The organism is Mucilaginibacter sp. CSA2-8R, from assembly GCF_038806765.1.
GTDB lineage: Bacteria > Bacteroidota > Bacteroidia > Sphingobacteriales > Sphingobacteriaceae > Mucilaginibacter.
Window position 1 is genome coordinate 2,158,857 of record NZ_CP152389.1, and the last position, 19,774, is coordinate 2,178,630.

Sequence of the window (19,774 nt, forward strand, 5' to 3'; positions counted from 1 at the left end):
ATGCTGCCTCATATCAAATCAAAAATATATTGTCTGTTAGTGGTTTCGGGCTTGTTACTGCCTATGATGGTGATGGCTCAAAAAAGCACTGATATTTCAACAGGTGTTAAGGTGCCTGCGACTGTAAAGGTAGACGGTAAACTTACCGAATGGGGTACACTGCCTGCATACAACAAAAGCACCAGTTTGCATTATACACTGGCTAATGATGCTAATAATTTGTACCTAGCTATCAACGCAACCGACCAAACTACCATCAATAAGATTTTAGGCGGTGGCATTATTCTTTTAATAAATAAGGATGGTAAAAAGAGAGAGAAAGATGCCGTAGAAATAATTTATCCTATGGGTGGCCGAGGTGGCATGCGCGGCATGCGCATGGGAGGGCGAGGCGGCAGGCAAGGTGATAACACCGTAGATACAGCCGCCTTAGTAGCTACCCGTAAACAAGCGGTAGCCGGTATGAAAGAGCTAAGCGTAACTGGCATTAAAGACATCACCGACACACTCGTGTCTATTTATAATACCTATGGTATTAAAACAGGGATTAATATTGATGCTCACGGCAATTTTAACTATGAATTAGCTATACCGTTAAAGCTGCTTGAGTTAGACCCAGCTAAGAATACAGAGCTGGCTTATAACATTAAAGTAAACGGCATTACCATGGGTGGTGGTAACCGCGAAGGCGGCCGGGGGCAAGGCGGTGGCCGGGCTAATGGCGGCGGTCAGGTTGTTGGTATGGTGATGATAAGCGAACCTACAGGGGGTGGTATGATGGATATGATGACGCCTACCGATTTTTGGGGTAAATACAAGTTGGCCAAACCCTGATTTAATCTGATTTTTTTCTTTCAACCTTATCATGAAAAAACTTTTACTGCTATTTTTATTTTCGCTGCTTGCTTGCAAGATATTTGCACAGGTACCCGGCCGCGGCAATTCCCGTCCGCCGTTGGCCTTACGCGAGGTGAGCGGTATTGTTAAAGACAGCACCGACAACGCGATAATTGGTGCTACCGTAAAGCTTAAAACTACTACCGACAGCGCCGTCACAACCACCAATGGTGACGGTATCTTTGTATTTAAAAATATAAAGTCGGCCACGTTTGTGCTCAGCATCACCAGCATCGGCTTTAGGCCTGTTGTAAGGCGGATGTTAAATAATGATGCCATACCAAGGCTGGTATTAGACCCGATTATACTGGGTACACAAGCCAATCAGCTTGCGGCTGTAACTGTAAAGGCGCCCAGCATTACTTATAAAACAGATACAGTAGAATACCGTGCGAGCGATTACAAAGTGCGACCAAATGCAACTGTTGATGAGATGCTGAAAAAGATGGAAGGCATGGAAGTAGGATCTGACGGATCATTAACCCACCAGGGGCAGCAGGTAATGAAAGCCAGATTAAACGGTAAAGATTACGCGGGAGGGGATGTAGCACAAGCTATAAAAAATTTACCTGCCGAAATTGTTGAAAAGATTCAGGTAGTTGATGATTACGGCGATCAGGCAGCCCGTACCGGTATTAAAGACGGCGACCCGCAAAAGGTGATCAATATTACCACCCGCGTTGACCGTTCGGTGGGTAACATTGCACGTATATCGGCAGGGGGCGGTAATAATGACAGGTATGAAGGGCGTGTTTTTTTACAGCGCTTAAATGGTAACGAACAGATTGGCGTTATAGGTAATTTTCGAAACACGGTGAACGGCGTTGCATCATCTGGTATTTCCGGTGGTTCGTCGGGTGGAGCAGCTGCAGCAAATACGGGCGGACCGGGCGGCGGTAGCGGCAGCAGTAATGGCAGCGGCGGTACAACCACTACCGGCAACCCCAGCTTTAGTTATCGCAACCAGTTAAGTAAAAAGGTGCAAGTTAACGGCAACTATAATTATCATTTTACCGATACACATGTATTTACTGACAGCTACGGCGAGCAGTTTAATAAATTTGGGACTACCCAATTCAAAAATACCAGCGACTCGCGCAGTAACAGTAAAGGGCACCAGGGAAGTTTTGAGTTTGAATATACGCCTGATAGTGCCAACTTTTTACGGATAACGCCTAACGTTAACACCAATACAACCAACTCGGTGAGCAACTCCATGAGTATGCAAAGCGGATTTGCCAATCAAAATACCCAAGGTATAAACAACAATTACTCTAACAGCCCAAATTTTGGCGGTATTGTATTTTATCAGCACATTTTTAAAAAACCACGGCGTAATATCTCTATCCAGCTTAATTATAACGATGCCGAGCAAAACCAAGAAAACGAGCCAAATACGCTGATCTCGCGCAGGGCGCCCAACGGCGCCACCAGCGACTCGCTGATACACCGTTTTGTTACCCGCGATAACTCGACCATCAATTTCAGAACCAGTTTAACCTATGTTGAGCCTATTTCCCCAAGTTCTCAGTTCGAGTTTAACGCGCAGGTTAATAATCGCTCTTACCATAACAAGGCCTTTACGGATAGTATTGATGTTTTTGGCAACAGCTTCCCGTTGGCCTATATCAACAACGTTTACAACTACACTTTTACTGAATCGCGTATTGCGCTAAATTACCGCTTAAACCGCGAAAAGTACAACCTTTCGCTGGGTGCTACTGCCGTGCCAACTGCATTGAAAGGCGATAACGTAAGCCGTGGCACCAGCACCGACCGCAGTTATTTTAATATTATACCTATTTTTCGCTTCCAGTATATGTGGTCGCGGCAGCAAAGGGCATCTATCAATTACTCAGGTAGTCCTAATGAGCCATCATTCACACAGATACAACCCGTGCCCGATCAGTCTAACGCATTAAATACCATATATGGTAACCCTGATCTCAGGCCGGCTTTCAGGCACTCGGTTAACGCCATCTACAATAATTACCTTGCAAATTCAAAAATCAACATATCGGCCAACGTTAACGCCAGTATAATTACTAATCAGATTGTGAGCAACCGGGTAACCATCGTTAGTGCAGGTCCTAATAACGTTCAGAATATTCGTTACGAAACCTATTTTCTTAACATGAACGGTAATTATACGATTAACGGTAATTACAATTTTTCGAAGCAGTTGGCCGACCGTAAATATAATCTATCGCTTTTAGGGAATGTTACCTATACAAACGGTGTATCAATGTTGGATAATGTTCGTAACTTAACCACTACATGGCGGTATAATCAGCGTTTTGGCCCACGGATTAATCCTAATGAATCTATAGAGGTTAACCCTTTCGTGGCTTACGATGTTACTAAGTCAACGTTTAGGTTGCCTAAGGACACCACTACCAGTATTAAACGGATATCGATGAATATTGATGGCCGGTTCTTTTTGTTGAAAGACAAAACCCTGACTATCGGTTATAGTGCCAGCAAAAATGTTGTTTACGGCATAACGTCCAGAAACCCTTTAGTGATTAATGCGTCGATTGAAAAGGAGTTTTTTGCAAGAAGGATGCTGACTGTAAATTTTCAAGTTTTTGATATCTTAAAGCAAAACAATTTTATTGACCAGGTAACTACTAATAGTTCGGTTACAAATACAGTTACCAACGCTTTAAGCAGATATTTTATGCTGAGTGCCCGCCTTAATTTACAAAAGTGGACAGGTTCGCCAAGTCGTAACGGCAGGCAGTTGCGCAGGAGGGGAGATGGTAGTTTTATAATGCCATAATTTTTGTAGACCGGCACGCAGCAATAACTTCGTGCTAAAAGGCCTGCCGCGTACCGGTTTTCGACATCGCAGAGTCAATCAATAATCCAGTAGTTGCTGGCCGATGGTTTGTATTTCTTCGTTGCTAAAGCCGGCATTTACATCAGCAGCCCAGGTATACATGGTATCTTTATAAATACTAATAGTAAAATCATCAGTTACAATATCGTAGTAAGTTGATTCGCCCTCAACATGCGGGTGTACCGAGGCGGCTATTTGTTGCCCGTTTACGGCAATCGTCATTTCAAAATCTTCCATATGCAATATAAACACGGCTCTTGCCGTTAGGTTGTAAGTTATTTTATAAAACCACCAATTATATTACCTACCTTACCATCCTGATTATTTAAAACTATTAGCCCCCAAGCATGGCCTTTATTGATTATGTACTTAAAGAGCCATCGTATGGCTGGAAAATGGACTGTGGCAATCTGTCAAAGCCCTCCAATCTTAAAATTTTTCAGGAGTTCTTCTCTCGATTAAACGTTTTCAAGGATCGTCGTAACTGGTTATCATTCACCAGCTGGATGATGATTGTGTGCCTGGCCGTACCTTTATGCTTTTTTATTTTTAAGTTTTTCAGTTTTAAATTGTTGCTGGTTGCATTTGTGTACAGCATGATAGTGATGGGCTCGCATGGTACGGTTTGGTACCATCGCTACTGCACACACCGGGCATTTAAGTTTCGTAACCCGGTTTGGCGCTTTGTTACTCAAAACATCACACTTAAAATTATACCAGAAGAAATTTACGTAATCTCGCATCATGTGCATCATGCTAAGTCTGACCAGCCTGGCGACCCGTACAATGCGCAAGGCGGCTTTTTATATTGTTTTTTGGCCGATGTAAATCACCAACCAATTTCAAACACATTAGACGAGAACAGCTACAAGCGTTGTGTGAAGCTGATGGAGCACACCGGCCAGGTTTCTAACACTTATGCCCAATATAAAAAGTGGGGTACGCTCGCTAACCCGGTACGCCTAATAGGCGGTATCATACTCAACTGGGCATTTTGGTACGTCGTATTTTACCTGATTGGCGGTCATGCTTTAGCTTGCACCCTGTTTGGTGCCGCCGGATTTTGGGCCGTAGGTGTCCGTACTTTTAATTATGAAGGCCATGGTAAAGGCGAAGATAAACGCCGCGAGGGCACCGATTACAACAGGGCCGATATGTCAATTAACCAGATTTGGCCGGGTATTGTAGCAGGCGAATGGCACAACAATCACCACTTATATCCTAAAAGCGCGCGTTCGGGATTTTTAAACCACCAGGTTGATTTGGCCTGGGTTTACATTAAGGCGTTGCATTTGATAGGTGGAGTTACCGAATATCACGATTCGAAGAAGAAATTTATGAAGGAATATTACCACGCTCAAAAGCAGGCTAAAATACAGGTTAAGCAACTTAATGTTGAACTGGCAGAGTAGATATTAAACGTATTGATAAACGAAAAGCGCACTGTTGATTTAACAGTGCGCTTTTTTTAATTTATAACGGCGGTTGTTTTTTACAAGCGGTTATACAACTTAGTCCATTCCAGTAACCGTTCTTCCACATCCTGATCCAGGTGCTCGGGTATTAGCCGCCACTGCCAATTATTTTCGGCAGATGACGGGTTGTTCATGCGAGCATTTTCATCCAAACCAATAATATCCTGCATGGGTAAAATGGCAATTTTAGCGGTAGAAGCGTAGGCCACCCGGCCTAAAACCTTGTGTATGTTTTTTGCTTTTACACTTTGCCCGGTGTATTGTTCAATTTGCTTGCGTACGGTTTTGTTGGTATCGGTGTTATACCAGCCTACGGTGGTGTTATTATCGTGTGTGCCGGTGTACACTAGGTAATTTTCTTGGTAGTTGTGCGGTATGTATAACGATTCGGCAACCTCGCTACCAAAGGCAAATTGCAAAATTTTCATACCTGGCAGTTCATACTGGTCGCGCAGCTCAAAAACGGGTGCATCAATTTCTCCCAAATCTTCGGCAACGTAAGGCAACTCGCCAAGGGCATCTTTTATAGCTTCAAAAAACTCGCTTCCGGGGCCCTGTTTCCATTGGCCGTTTTTGGCGGTTTGCTCGCCGGCCGGAACCTCCCAGTAAGAAGAAAATGCCCTGAAGTGATCCAGCCTCAATAAGTCGAACAACTGCCTGTTTTTTTGTAACCTGCCAATCCACCAATCGTAATTGCTATTTTTCATGACATCCCAACGGTAAACAGGCATTCCCCAAAGCTGTCCGTCGGCATTAAAATAATCGGGCGGCACACCGGCTATGCCAGCAATTCGTCCGTTGCTGTCCAGTTTAAAGTTATCAGGGTTGGCCCAAACGTCAACCGAATCATGACTTACATAAAAAGGCAAATCACCAAATAATTTAATATTTAAGCCGTTACAGTATTTTTTTAAATCCAGCCATTGACTTTCAAAAATAAATTGGTACCATTTTACCTGATCCATTTCTGCCTGATTTTGTACAGCAAAGCGTTTTATGGCAGGGCTTTTACGTTGCCGGTGCTCGGCTGGCCAATCATACCATGGGCGGTTATTGTATTGATGTTTAAGCGTTAAGTACAGTGCAAAATCATCCAGCCAGTAAGCTTCCTGTTCGCAGAATGCTTTGAATTGTTGTTTTAATACCGCAAAATGCCCTTCTTGATAATGGTGATAAGCTTTAGCCAGCAGGTCGTCTTTGATGTGTTGCGCTTCGGCATAGTCTACCTTTTCTTTTACCGCTAACTGATACGGTTTCAGTTCGTCGGGCGTGAGTAAGCCCGCCTTGGCCAACAGAGCAGGGCTTACCAGTAATGTATTACCCGCCATACTGCTCACAGAACTGTACGGCGAATAATTTTGCTCGGCCACGGTTGGGTTGAGCGGCAGTAACTGCCAGTATTTTTGGCCCGAACGCGAGAGGAAATCCGCAAAATGATACGCTTCTGGTCCTAAATCGCCAATGCCATACGGCGAGGGCAAAGAGGTGATATGCATCAAAACACCTGCTCCGCGATTATTATCGGTAAGCTGCATTTTAAGCAGTGCCATGGGTAGCTGGGTAAATAAATCCCTTACCCGTATACCGTCCTCAGTTATTTTACCTTCGGCACCTGATAGCAGGTTTTTAAATGATACCGGTGCTTGCGGCGGTAAAATAACACGTGTATTTTTCCACTTGAGGTTCTCAATGGTCCGGCCTTGATCTTGGCATAGTTCGGCCAGGTGTAACGGCACAATAGTAACATACCACTGTTGCTGGTGCTGGCGTGCAAAGGCCATAACGTATTCTTTATATGCACCTTTTACTTTTAGAGGCACATAGCTGCCTTTTGCAAAAAGTTCCGCAGCCTCCTTACGCTCCTGGAAAAGTGTATAGGTAAGCCACTGTTTAATCTGCGCATTATAACGATTTTGCCAAAGTTGTTGTGTTAAAGTGTCAGGGCTGTTTTTATTGGCTATAATATCATCTAAATAACCGGAGCGTAATTCATAGTCTACAGGGCGGCGGTTGTCGGGGTCAACTAGGCTAAAATCCCACAATTCGCAGCCTTGGTAAACATCAGGTATACCCGGGCAGGTAAATTTTAGCAATACCTGTGCAAGCGAGTTAACGATGCCATAATCGGCAATGCGCTGGTGCAAAGCTTGAAATGATTGCCAAAATTCGGTGTCTTTATTCAGCAATGCTTTGGCGAAGCCAAGAGTTGCCTTCTCATAATCTTCGTTAGGCTGAGCCCAATTGGAGTTCACCTTAGCCTCACGCAAAGCCTTAGTTAAATATTCCTGCAAACGGTTTTCAATGTCATCATCCGGCTGACCGGGCATCGGATATGCGCCAATCAGCGTTTGGTAAATAAAATATTCGTCGTTAGCGTCAGGCGAGGTGTTAATTTTTAGATCGGTATTAAGCTCCTGCCATTTCTTAACCGTTTTTATCCATGTTTTGGAGAGGTCTGTCAATACATTTAGCCTGGCGCGAACATCCTCGCCACGTTTGGTATCATGAGTCGAAGTTCCGTTAAGCGCAAGCGGCCACTGTTGCTGGCGCTCCAGCATTAGGTCATGAAAGTCCTCAACGCTCATACCAAATGCATCAGGTGCGTCGCCAACTTCATTGTGGCCAACAAAGCGGTTGTAAGTATACATTAGTGTATCTTCTACACCCTTAGCCATTAAGGGGCCGCTAAATTGCATCAGACGCTGGTAAAACTGTAGTGCCCGTTGGTTATAGTCTGGATTGCCAAGCTTAGGTTTTTCGAGCAGCACCAGTTCGAGCAGGTTTAAGGCCGATTTGTATTCAGGCTTTTCTTTTTTCGCCTGCTTAAACATAGCCTTAACGGCATCATACTCGTGCTGAGGCAGTGGTAGTTGATTGCCGTAGTACCGGTAAACAGGGCATTGTATTAAAAGCTGCCCGATTGCGCCTTTCAATACCTCGGCAGACATGCCCGCAACAATTTTTTTGTCGGATAGGCGCAGTTTTTTGAAAAGTTGATATAAATTATCCAACTCCCCGCCCATATGCTCAAATAAGATATAGGCTTTCTTTTTTGCTATTTGCTGATGCACCGGCTGCTCATCGCCAACCAGATCTTGGTAAAAACTGGTAAAACGCTTTTTAGCCGAGGTGTTAGTAAGCAAATTGTTAAGCTGTGCTAAAAAGTCATAGCCCGAGGTGCCTTGTAATGGCCAGTCGGTGGGCAGTTCTTCGCCCTGTTCTAAAATCTTTTCGGCTACTATGTAAGTGTCTTTGCCCGCCAGTTCGCGCAGGCGTTCTAAATACTGCGCCGGATCGTACAGGCCATCAATATGATCAATCCGCAAGCCCTGGAAAATGCCCGATTCTACCAAGTGTTTGATCATCTGGTGAAAATGATCGAACACGGCTTTGTCCTGAATATTGAGGCAAATCAAACTGTTTACTGTAAAAAAACGGCGAAAGTCGATTGACTGGTCGGTCTCTTCATAACTGCACAATCGGTAAGCCTGTGCATTGGCAAGCTGCTTCAGTAATTCTTTATCTGCGTTAACAGCGGCCAAACGTTGTTCCAAGTAGAGCTGCGTCTCATTGCCGATGACTGATTTGATAAATTTTTGCTTCAAAGCTGTCCATTTCAAGGCATAAGTACCAGCCTCAGTAATTCCTTGTAAGGCTTTAATGGGTTTAAAAATGGTTAGAAACGGATTTATATCATTGGCTTCGCCCTGTTCAAATACCGTAAGGTAAGCAGCTGGGTTTAACGGATAATAGTTATCAAAATATTGTAACACTAGTCCTTGTTGTGCCTGATAAGCTACCTGCAACTCGCCCTTGTCGATAACCTCATCCAGCGGGTTACCCAAAAATGGCACCATCAGCGGCTCGTCCCTAAACAACGCACTGGTCCATACCGCATCAAAGAAATTAGCATATAACGAAAGTTTACCCTTTTCCATCAGGTCCATTAACCAAGGGTTGTTTTGATGGAAACCCATGTGGTTAGGTACAATATCCTGCAGCCAGCCAACATTACTCTGTTTAAGCTTCTGACTGATGGATTTGAGCTGTTTTTCGGTGCCTATTTCGGGGTTAATGCGGTGCGGATTTACGCCATCATAGCCGTGCGTGCTGCCCGGCGTAGCCTCAAATACCGGCGACGCATAGATTGTACTTACCCCCAATTTTTGCAGATAGGGGATGATGCGCTCAAAAGCATCAAACGTAAACTCTGAATGAAATTGGAGACGGTAGGTAGCAACAGGGTTATTCATTGATGTAGATTATAAATGATTCGGGTTGTAGGTTAACAATGGTGCCGCCGCTTTGTGCAGGTGTGTTTGATGGCTTATTTTGCCAGGCAGTACCTGCTGAGTTAAATTGCAGATGCCATTGTGTAGCACCAGCCGGTAAGGTGACGCTTTGTGTATTACTAGAAAAGTTCATCATAATGATGGCTTCCTGCATATGATAGTTGCGGTGCAAAAGCAACGTTTGTTGTTCTTCGTTGGCTTCGGCATGGAGGCCCTTGCGACTAGTCTGATGTAAGACGGGCAGGCTTTTGCGCAAAGCAATCAGTGATTGATAATAGGCCAGCATCGTTTGGTGAGGCTGTTGTGCGATTAAATTCCACTGCAGTTTGGAGTTATCAAAAGTGTCTTCGGCCATTGGGTCGGGCGCTTCGCCCTGAGCGTGGAAGGCGGCAAACTCCTCTTTACGTCCTTTACGCACAGCTTCGGCCAGTTCGGGATCTGTATGACTCACAAAGTACATAAAGCGGTTGGGCTCACTATACTCTTCGCCCATAAATAGCATAGGCAGATAAGGAGCTGTCAGTACAGCGCCGGCCATTAACTTTTGCATTTCGGTGCTAAAAAGTTCGCTGCTGCGTTCGCCTAACATGCGGTTGCCTACCTGGTCATGGTTTTGCGAAAATACAATGAACTGCTCACCTGTATTGTCAGTGGCTTTTATACCAAAACGCTTATCGCGGTGTGGTGAGTATTGCCCATCATACACATAGGCATCGTTGTAAGATTTTGCCAGATCGGCAATACCATTAAAATCAGAATAATAACCTGTTTGCTCGCCACCGGCGGTAATGCGCAAGGCATGATGAAACTCATCTATCCACTGGCTATCTATACCGAAACCTGCCTTGTCAAGTGGATTGATAAAGCGAACGTCGTTCAGGTCGCACTCCACAATCAGGTAATGGCGTTTGCCGGTTGCGGTCATCAGTTCATCAACCTTTGCTTTAATTTCGGCCAGTATATGATTGGGACTAAAGTCTTTAATGGCATGTACCGCATCCATCCGCAAGGCATCGATATGAAAGTCGCGAAACCACATCAGCACACTCTCAATAAAGTAATGCCTTACGGCGTCGCTTCCTGCGTCATCAAAATTGACTGCGTTGCCCCAGGGCGTATTGTATTTATCGGTAAAGTAAGGACCGTATTCATTAAAATAATTTCCTTCCGGACCAAGGTGATTGTACACTACGTCAAGTACTACTGCCAGTCCTTTTTGATGACAGGCATTTACCAGATGCTGCAATGCCTTTGGCCCACCGTAAGAGTTTTGCACTGCGTAAGGAAACACGCCATCATAACCCCAGTTACGCTTGCCCGGAAATTGCGCTACGGGCATAATCTCGATTGCAGTAATGCCAAGGCTTACCAGGTAATCCAGTTTGCTTTCGATGCCTGCAAAATCGCCGTTGGGGCTAAAAGTACCAGTGTGCAGTTCGTACAACAAGTAGCTGGGTAAATCAACATTGTTCCAGGTATTATCTGTCCATTCAAAAGCGTTAAGGTCAACCGCAGCTGAGGGGCCATGAACGCCTTCGGGTTGATATACAGAAGCCGGGTCGGGCAGCGGATCTTTATCGTCTAAAATAATTTTATACAAAGCGCCATCCTTTAACTCAGTGGTTTTGATATGCCAATAACCGTACTGTGCTTTAGTAAGCGGCAGTTCGTGATTTGAAGGCAGCAATTGAATTGCTGCCTTTTTAGCCTTCGGCGCCCATACCCATACGTCAGCCTCGCCACTATTTAGTGTAACGCCCGGACGGTTAACTATCACCTTCATATGTTTGGTCGTAAATTACTGGGTGATGTAGTACAATAATTGATCGGCCCTGTACCTCAATGGTTGAACCGGCATCGTAAGTTTCTTCATCGCCTACTTCGCTCTCGGCAGTGTCTACAATCTTAGTCCATGTTTTACCGTAAAGGGTATCAGGTAATATATAATTTACAGGTTCCCAATGGGCGTTAAATATTACGTAAAAACCATCGTCTATAACGGCTTCACCTGCGTCGTTACGGGTGCGCAAAGCACGACCGTTGATGAACACTGCAAGAGACTTGGCAAAATCATGGTTCCAGTGCTCGTCGCTAAACTGAACACCTTCAGGCAAAAACCAGGCTATATCCTCAACACCTCTAATCTGTGTTCCTTTAAACCAACGCTTACGGGTAAACGCCGGATGCTTTAAACGAAACTTGATCATTTTACTGGTAAACTCCAGTAAATCTTTGTCCATATTATCCCAGTCCAGCCATGATATTTCATTGTCCTGGCAGTAAGCGTTGTTATTGCCACCTTGTGTACGGCTTATTTCGTCGCCGGCTACAAGCATAGGTACGCCCTGCGATAAGAATAAAGTGGTGATGAAATTACGTTTTTGCTGCGCACGGATCTGATTGATTTGTTCGTCGTCCGTAGGGCCTTCAACGCCATAATTGTTGGAGCGATTGTGGCTTTCGCCGTCGTTATTATCCTCGCCGTTGGCATCATTATGCTTTTCGTTATAAGTTACCAGGTCATTAAGGGTAAATCCGTCGTGCGCAGTAATAAAGTTTATACTGGCCGTTGGGTTACGCTGCTCATCCTGGTACAAATCGGCACTGCCGGTAAAACGCATGGCAAACTCGGCCAGGGTACTGTTTTCGCCGCGCCAGTAATCGCGTACACAATCGCGGTATTTACCATTCCACTCGCCCCATCCTTGCGGAAATTTGCCAACTTGGTAGCCACCTTCGCCCACATCCCAAGGCTCAGCAATCAATTTTACCTGCGAAATAACCGGATCCTGGTGAATGATATCAAAAAAGGCACTCAAACGGTTTACCTCGTGCAGTTCGCGCGCCAGGGTAGAGGCCAAGTCAAATCTAAAGCCATCCACGTGCATTTCGGTGATCCAGTAGCGCAGGCTGTCCATAATCAAACGCAATACGTTAGGCAGATAAGCATTCAATGTATTACCGGTACCGGTGTAATCCATATAATGGCGTTTATCTTCGGTAAGGCGGTAGTAGCCCTCGTTGTCAATGCCTTTAAAAGAAAGCATTGGGCCCAGCTCATTACCTTCGGCGGTGTGGTTATAAACCACATCCAATATTACCTCAATACCAGCTTTGTGCAGTTCTTTTACCATCTGCTTAAACTCTGTAACCTGCTCGCCCAAACGGCCGCTGCTGGCGTAGCGCACATCGGGTGCAAAAAAACCTATAGTATTGTAGCCCCAATAATTAGTCAGGCCGTTTTCTACCAGGTGCCTATCGGCTACAAATTGGTGTATAGGCATCAGCTCAACGGCTGTTATACCCAGCTTTTTGAGGTGTTTTATAGTAGCCGGATGTCCCATGGCCGCATAGCTACCTCTAATTTCTTCCGGAATGTCAGGATGCAACTTGGTGAATCCCTTTACATGCGTCTCATAAATAACGGTATTGTGATAAGGTGTTTGCGGCGGACAGTCATCCTCCCAGTCAAACTTATTACTTATCACAACGCTTTTAGGGATAAAAGGTGCACTGTCTGTTTCGCTAAAGCTCAAATCTTTGTCTTCACTATGCACGTCGTAACTAAATAACGAATCGTGCCAGTCAATGACGCCTGATATAGCTTTAGCGTAAGGGTCGATCAGTAATTTGTTTGGATTAAACCTTAAACCATTCTCGGGTTCGTACGGACCATGTATCCTATAGCCATACAGCTGTCCCGGTTTTAAATGAGGGATGAAACAGTGCCATATGTTGTGTGAGCGTTCAACAACATCAATTTTTACATACTCGATCTCATCGTCGGCGGTTTTAAATAAGCACAGCTCAACTTTGGTAGCATTACTTGCATAAATCGCGAAGTTTACGCCTTTACTATTTGGAGAGGCGCCTAAGGGGAAGGCCTTGCCTGGAAAACTATTAATTCTCATATAAAGCAATGAATGTTTACGCCTAAAAAATGTTTGCGGTGTTTAAAACTATTGCCTCAGAATGTTATAGTGCTGATTTAATTATTAACATTTTAATTAATAAAAGCTGGCGGTTTAGCAAGGTGTGTAGTTTACACACTAACATGGTTGAATATTAATATAAAAATATCCAGAAATTAATTACTTAAAACACACGTTGCTATTGCTTATATCTAAAATCAAATTATATTTGCAATCGATTGCAAAAAAAATTTCTGCCGATTTGTAAAGTGCAATGTTTGCGAACACATCTAGGACAGCTTTCCAATTATAAGCCATCATATTAAAGACGAACCATGTTGTTATTAGGAATAGATATAGGTACATCCTCCGTTAAAGTATCTGTGGTAGCTGCTGGTAGCGGCGAAGTTGTAGCGTCAGCGCAATTTCCGGATGTAGAGTCGCCCATCATCTCACTCCAGCCGGGTTGGGCAGAGCAGTCGCCCGATATGTGGTGGGAGCAAACCCAGCAAGCTATGCAGCGTTGCCATGCCAAGGGAGGATACGATGCTGCCGATATTAAGGCCATTGGTATCGCTTATCAAATGCATGGTTTAGTGCTGGTAGATGCGCAACAGCAGGTATTGCGTAACAGCATCATATGGTGTGACAGTCGGGCTGTACCTTATGGTGATGCTGCTTTTGACGCTATAGGGACGGACAGAAGTCTTTCACACTTGCTTAACTCGCCCGGAAACTTTACAGCTGCTAAACTGGCTTGGGTAAAAGAAAATGAACCGGAGCTTTATCAAAAAATTGATAAAGTGATGCTGCCAGGCGATTACATTGCTATGAAACTGACGGGTGAAATCACTACTTCAGTATCTGCCCTTTCGGAAGGGGTATTTTATGATTTTCTGGAAGACGATCTTTCGCAGGATGTTTTAAACTTTTTTGGTTTTGATGCCGAACTGATACCGCAGGTTAAGCCGGTGTTCTCAGACCATGGCCGAGTGCAAACTGATGTGGCTGCGCAGTTAGGTTTAACCGCAGGCATCCCGGTAGCATACAAGGCTGGCGACCAGCCTAACAATGCTTTATCATTAGGCGTGATGGAACCCGGAGAGGTAGCCGCGACTGCCGGCACGTCGGGTGTAATTTACGGGGTAAGCGACCAGTTGAGCTTCGATACGCAATCGCGCGTAAATACTTTTGCACACGTTAACTACAAACAACAAGGCGACAAACGTTTAGGCGTACTGCTTTGCATCAATGGCACCGGCAGTTTAAACCGTTGGGCTAAAAATTTGCTGGGTACCCAATTGAGCTACCAACAAATGAACGAGCTTGCTGAGCAGGCGCCCGAAGGCAGTGCAGGTTTGCGCGTATTACCATTTGGTAACGGCGCCGAACGAATGCTTGGTAATAAACTGGTTGGCGTACACATGCACCACATTGATTTAAATCTGCATCAAAGCTCGCACGTGTTCCGCGCTGTTCAGGAGGGCATCGCTTGTGCCTTTAGATATGGGTTAGATATTATGCGCAGCAACGGCATGACACCAACGGTGATACGCGCAGGCAAAGCCAACCTGTTTTTAAGCCGCCTGTTTGCCCAAACTTTTGTAAATGCTACCGGCGTACCCGTTGAGCTTTACAACAACGATGGCAGCGTTGGTGCTGCTTTAGGCGCCGGGTTAGGTGCCGGCTTATTTGCTTCGCCTCAAGAAGCTTTTAGAGGCATTAGGCGCTTAGAGGTCATTGAGCCGCAGCCGGGCCATAACTTTGAAAAAGTTTATCAGGAATGGAAAATACTGCTCGAAAAACAATTGGAAGCAGAAGCAGCAATCGAAGCTGTATAGATACCGAAGAGTTTATTTGTACTAAATTTAAGCTGCATTGGGTGTTTATTAGAAACTGATTTACAAGACGATATATTAAATAACATAAATAAAAAATTTAACAACCAAACTTATATGAAAGTAGTTACAGGAGAAAGAGAATACTTTAAAGGTATTGACCAGATAAAATATGAAGGACCTGAAAGTGATAACCCCTTAGCTTACCGCTGGTATGACGAAAACCGCGTGGTAGCAGGTAAAACATTAAAAGACCATTTAAAATTTGCCGTGTCTTACTGGCACTCTTTTAACGGTAACGGTTCTGATCCATTTGGAGGCCCGACCCATCGTTTTGCATGGGACGAAAAATCGGACGCGGTTGAACGCGCTAAAGACAAAATGGATGCAGCGTTTGAGTTTATGACCAAACTGGGTTTACCTTATTATTGCTTTCATGACGTTGACGTAGTTGACTATGGCAACGATATTAATGAGAACGACCGTCGTTTACAAACGCTTACCGACTACGCAAAACAGAAACAAGCCGATAGCGGCATCAAATTGTTATGGGGTACAGCTAACCTGTTTTCGCACGAACGATATATGAACGGCGCTTCTACCAATCCTGATTTTCATGTTTTGGCACATGGTGCAGCGCAGGTAAAAGCAGCTCTAGATGCCACCATTGCTTTAGGCGGCGAAAATTACGTGTTTTGGGGTGGTCGTGAGGGTTACATGAGCTTGATTAACACCAATATGAAACGTGAACAAGAACACCTTGCCCGTTTCCTGCATACAGCTAAGGATTATGCCCGCGCGCAGGGCTTTAAAGGCACTTTCTTTATCGAGCCTAAGCCATGTGAGCCAACTAAACATCAGTATGATTACGATGCTGCAACTGTTACCGGCTTTCTGCAAAAGTATGACCTGCTAAACGATTTTAAACTGAACCTGGAAGTAAACCATGCTACGTTGGCCGGCCACACTTTTGCACACGAAATGCAGGTAGCTGCTGACTGGGGTTTATTAGGATCATTGGACGCCAACCGCGGCGATGAGCAGAACGGTTGGGATACTGACCAATTCCCGAATAACATAACCGAGGTAACTGAATATATGATGGTATTGCTTAAAGCTGGTGGCTTGCAAGGTGGCGGTATCAACTTTGACGCAAAAATTCGCCGTAACTCAACCGACCAGGCTGACTTGTTCTACGCTCATATTGGCGGTGCTGATATTTTTGCGAGAGCATTGATAATTGCAGATAACATTTTGCAAAAATCAGATTACAACAAAATTGTTACTGATCGTTATGCTTCATTTGATAGCGGCGAGGGTAAAGCCTTTGAAGAGGGCAAATTGAGCCTGGAAGCTTTGCGTGATTATGCCGTTAAAAACGGAGAACCTGCGGTAACCAGTGGAAAACAGGAATACCTGGAAAATTTGATTAACAGGTTTATTTAAGTATACTTGTTGCTAGTTTAAACCGAAATAACACAAGTACAATTTAAAAACAAATGAAAGCACTAACCACGGGGGACTACGCAGTCTTCTTCGTTTACTTTTTTATCGTAGCCGTTTATGGTTTGTGGGTGTACCGTAGAAAGCGAAATGCCGATGCTACCTCCAAAGATTACTTTTTGGCCGAAGGGTCGTTGACCTGGTGGGCGATAGGCGCCTCGCTGATTGCCTCTAACATTTCGGCTGAGCAGTTTGTAGCCATGAGCGGAAACGGGTTTACGATGGGCCTTGCCGTATCGGCCTACGAATGGATGGCAGCCATCACCCTGGTTATTGTGGCGGTTTTTTTTATCCCGGTTTACCTGCGCAATAAGATTTTTACCATGCCGCAGTTTTTGCACCAGCGCTATAATAGTACGGTAGCAATGATAATGGCCGTATTCTGGCTGTTATTGTACGTAATTGTAAACCTGACTTCTATCTTATACCTGGGCGCCGTAGCCGTTAATGGTATTTCAGGCATCAATCTGTACGTATGTTTAGTAGCGCTGGCTTTTGTTGCAGTCATCATCACCTTGGGCGGTATGAAGGTAATTGGCTTTACCGACGTCATTCAGGTGTTTTTCCTCATCCTGGGTGGTTTGGTAACTACCTATATGGCGGTGACTAAAGTCGCAGAGCACAACGGTGCACATGGCGTATTTGAAGGTCTGAGTATCATGAGCCAAAAGGCAAATGATCACTTCCACATGATTCTTAAAAAAGACAACCCGAGCTTTATAAATTTACCGGGCTTAACTGTGCTGCTGGGTGGTATGTGGATTGTGAACCTGAATTACTGGGGCTGTAATCAGTACATCACCCAAAGAGCGCTGGGAGCTAACTTGAAAACGGCCCGCGGCGGTATCCTGTTTGCTGCCTTTTTAAAGTTGATGATGCCACTTATTGTGGTATTACCAGGTATCGCCGCTTACGTGCTTTACAAAGACAACGTATTTCCTGCCCATGATCAAAGTTCATTGAAAGAGAATGCTGACAACGCTTACCCAATTCTGCTTAACTTGTTGCCATCTGGCTTCAAAGGCTTATCTTTTGCAGCACTTACTGCAGCAGTAGTGGCTTCCTTGGCTGGTAAAGCCAACAGTATCGCCACTATTTTTACGCTTGATATCTTTAAGAAATTGAGCCCGGACACCCCAGACCATAAGTTGGTTAACGTAGGCAAGATCACAGTGGTTGTAGCGATGTTTTTAGGCGTGGTAATTTCTCCATTTTTGGGAATTGATAAAAAGGGCGGCTTTACGTTCATTCAGGAATATACTGGCTTTGTGTCGCCAGGTATTTTTGCCATGTTCATCCTGGGCTTTTTCTGGAAAAAAGCGACCTCGAACGCAGCACTGTTTGCAACCATCGGTGGGTTTATCTTATCGGTAATCTTTAAGTTCTTACCTAATTATGTCGACCTATCATTTTTGTATCCATCGGGTTTCGCAGTAAAAAGTGCAGACAGCGGCCTTTATGAAATTCCATTCCTTGATCGTATGGGCTTTGTGTTCATCATCTGTATCATAGGTATGTGGATCATCAGCACCATTGAGAGCAACCGTGGCGTTAAAACCAACGGCCTGGATGTGGATACCTCTATGTTCAAAACTTCTAACTCGTTTGCCATCGGTGCTCTGCTTATTTGCGGCATCCTGGTAGCCTTGTATACTCTGCTTTGGTAAACAAAAGCAGTTAAACAAAACATAAAAAGCGCCGGCATCATTAAGTTGCCGGCGCTTTTTGCATTTATGAAGGTTCGATTAGAACTTTAAGAAGATATAAATCTCCTGATGCCTAATTCAAGCCCACGTAATTCTGCCAGTCCGCGTAAACGGCCGATAGCCGAATAACCAGGGTTTGTCTTTTTGTGCAGGTCATCCAGCATTTTATGGCCATGATCGGGGCGGAAAGGCATACGCAGATGTTTTTCGCCCGCAGTGCGACGTTTTTCCTGCTCGGTAACCAAGGCTTTCATTACGGCAAACATATCTACATCGCCATCTAAGTGATCGGCTTCATGAAAATTGCCCAAGGCATCGCGCAGGGTAGCGCGCAAGTGTATAAAGTGAATGCGGTGACCTAAGCGTTCAACCATACCGGCCAAATCATTATCAGCCCGCACACCGAACGATCCGGTACAATAGGTTAAACCATTATGGTAGCTATCAACGGCGCTGTACAGCTGGTGTATATCAGCCTCAGTACTTACCACGCGCGGCAATCCTAAGATGGGATAAGGTGGATCATCAGGGTGGATGCACATCAGCACGCCCGCCTGTTCGGCAGTAGGTATCACCTGCTGCAAAAAGTGGTACAGGTTAGCTTTGAGCGCATCATCATCAATATGATTGTATGAAGCCAGTACTTCTAAAAACTGCTCCAGCGTGTAACCTTCTTCAGAGCCAGGCAAACCGGCAATAATATTTTTAATTAATAGCTTTTGATCCTCTTCGCTAAGTGCGTTCAGGTATTTTTGCGCTGCTTCCTGCTGTTCGGGTGTATAGCTTTCGGTGGCGCCTGGGCGTTTAAGCAAATACAGTTCAAAAGCCGCAAAGGCAGTTACGTCAAACCTCAACGCGGTAGAACCGTCCGGCAGGCGGTAATCCAGGTCGGTACGAGTCCAATCGAGCACGGGCATAAAGTTATAGCACACAATGTCGATGCCACAACTGCCCAGGTTAAGCAGGGTTTGCTTGTAGTTTTCAATATACTGCTCATAATTGCCGGTACGCTTTTTAATGTCGTCATGCACCGGTACGCTTTCAACCACCGACCATGTTAAGCCAGCATCCTCAATAATCTGCTTGCGCTTTTGTATTTCTTCAACAGGCCAAACCTGGCCATTGGGTATGTGGTGCAAGGCTGATACCACGCCTGTGGCTCCGGCCTGGCGTACGTCGGCCAGTGATACCGGATCGTTAGGGCCGTACCAGCGCCAGGTTTGTTCTAAGCTCATATTGTTTTTAATTTATTTGTAATTGTAAAATAAGCGCTAATTTAACAATACCTCTTATAAAATATAGCTTAAGCA

General features: G+C 44.8%; 11 protein-coding genes. 6 read left to right on the forward strand and 5 right to left on the reverse strand.

Translation table 11 applies throughout. The features are described 5' to 3' along the window. Complete coding sequence (locus AAGR14_RS09120; protein WP_342648277.1) at positions 1-834, forward strand: hypothetical protein; 834 nt, start codon at positions 1-3, stop codon at positions 832-834. A gap of 31 nt (positions 835-865) precedes the next feature. Further along, positions 866-3,679, forward strand: a complete 2,814-nt coding sequence (locus AAGR14_RS09125) for a TonB-dependent receptor (protein ID WP_342648278.1) — start codon at positions 866-868, stop codon at positions 3,677-3,679. A 78-nt stretch (positions 3,680-3,757) separates the two neighbouring features. Here the strand turns inward: AAGR14_RS09125 and AAGR14_RS09130 are convergent, their stop codons facing one another. Then, entirely contained in the window at positions 3,758-3,976 is a 219-nt protein-coding gene (locus AAGR14_RS09130; RefSeq protein ID WP_342648279.1) for a hypothetical protein, read from the reverse strand. A gap of 110 nt (positions 3,977-4,086) precedes the next feature. Here AAGR14_RS09130 and AAGR14_RS09135 point away from each other — a divergent pair, with 110 nt between their 5' ends. Continuing rightward, positions 4,087-5,151, forward strand: coding sequence for a fatty acid desaturase (locus AAGR14_RS09135; protein WP_342648280.1), 1,065 nt, complete (start codon positions 4,087-4,089; stop codon positions 5,149-5,151). An 80-nt stretch (positions 5,152-5,231) separates the two neighbouring features. Here AAGR14_RS09135 and treY read toward each other — a convergent pair whose 3' ends face one another. The 3 genes from treY to glgX are packed head-to-tail and all read right to left on the reverse strand — an operon-like array spanning position 5,232 to position 13,417. After that, a complete protein-coding gene (treY, locus tag AAGR14_RS09140; protein ID WP_342648281.1) occupies positions 5,232-9,467 on the reverse strand; it encodes a malto-oligosyltrehalose synthase in 4,236 nt (1,411 codons plus the stop codon). After that, a complete protein-coding gene (gene treZ / locus AAGR14_RS09145; protein WP_342648282.1) occupies positions 9,460-11,289 on the reverse strand; it encodes a malto-oligosyltrehalose trehalohydrolase in 1,830 nt (609 codons plus the stop codon). Before treZ ends, treY begins: the two co-directional genes overlap by 8 nt. Next, a complete protein-coding gene (glgX, locus tag AAGR14_RS09150) occupies positions 11,273-13,417 on the reverse strand; it encodes a glycogen debranching protein GlgX (RefSeq protein WP_342648283.1) in 2,145 nt (714 codons plus the stop codon). Before glgX ends, treZ begins: the two co-directional genes overlap by 17 nt. Positions 13,418-13,752: 335 nt before the next feature. On the opposite strand from glgX, the gene AAGR14_RS09155 reads away from it, so the two are divergent. From AAGR14_RS09155 to AAGR14_RS09165, 3 genes are all read left to right on the forward strand, one after another. Beyond that, positions 13,753-15,258, forward strand: a complete 1,506-nt coding sequence (locus AAGR14_RS09155) for an FGGY family carbohydrate kinase (RefSeq protein ID WP_342648284.1) — start codon at positions 13,753-13,755, stop codon at positions 15,256-15,258. Between the two features lie 114 nt (positions 15,259-15,372). Then, complete coding sequence (gene xylA / locus AAGR14_RS09160) at positions 15,373-16,701, forward strand: xylose isomerase (RefSeq protein WP_342648285.1); 1,329 nt, start codon at positions 15,373-15,375, stop codon at positions 16,699-16,701. 53 nt (positions 16,702-16,754) lie between these two features. Then, the gene (locus tag AAGR14_RS09165) at positions 16,755-18,425 is read left to right on the forward strand and encodes a sodium/solute symporter (RefSeq protein WP_342648286.1); all 1,671 of its coding nucleotides are present in this window, start codon (positions 16,755-16,757) and stop codon (positions 18,423-18,425) included. Between the two features lie 86 nt (positions 18,426-18,511). On the opposite strand, the gene uxuA is transcribed toward AAGR14_RS09165, so the two are convergent. Further along, the gene (gene uxuA, locus AAGR14_RS09170; RefSeq protein ID WP_342648287.1) at positions 18,512-19,699 is read right to left on the reverse strand and encodes a mannonate dehydratase; all 1,188 of its coding nucleotides are present in this window, start codon (positions 19,697-19,699) and stop codon (positions 18,512-18,514) included. Positions 19,700-19,774 lie beyond the last annotated feature (75 nt).

Coding starts and splice junctions, on each gene's coding strand:
- AAGR14_RS09120 (WP_342648277.1), top strand. CDS start 1: ATGCTGCCTCATATCAAATCAAAAATATATTGTCTGTTAGTGGTTTCG.
- AAGR14_RS09125 (WP_342648278.1), top strand. CDS start 866: ATGAAAAAACTTTTACTGCTATTTTTATTTTCGCTGCTTGCTTGCAAG.
- AAGR14_RS09130 (WP_342648279.1), bottom strand. CDS start 3,976: ATGGAAGATTTTGAAATGACGATTGCCGTAAACGGGCAACAAATAGCC.
- AAGR14_RS09135 (WP_342648280.1), top strand. CDS start 4,087: ATGGCCTTTATTGATTATGTACTTAAAGAGCCATCGTATGGCTGGAAA.
- treY (WP_342648281.1), bottom strand. CDS start 9,467: ATGAATAACCCTGTTGCTACCTACCGTCTCCAATTTCATTCAGAGTTT.
- treZ (WP_342648282.1), bottom strand. CDS start 11,289: ATGAAGGTGATAGTTAACCGTCCGGGCGTTACACTAAATAGTGGCGAG.
- glgX (WP_342648283.1), bottom strand. CDS start 13,417: ATGAGAATTAATAGTTTTCCAGGCAAGGCCTTCCCCTTAGGCGCCTCT.
- AAGR14_RS09155 (WP_342648284.1), top strand. CDS start 13,753: ATGTTGTTATTAGGAATAGATATAGGTACATCCTCCGTTAAAGTATCT.
- xylA (WP_342648285.1), top strand. CDS start 15,373: ATGAAAGTAGTTACAGGAGAAAGAGAATACTTTAAAGGTATTGACCAG.
- AAGR14_RS09165 (WP_342648286.1), top strand. CDS start 16,755: ATGAAAGCACTAACCACGGGGGACTACGCAGTCTTCTTCGTTTACTTT.
- uxuA (WP_342648287.1), bottom strand. CDS start 19,699: ATGAGCTTAGAACAAACCTGGCGCTGGTACGGCCCTAACGATCCGGTA.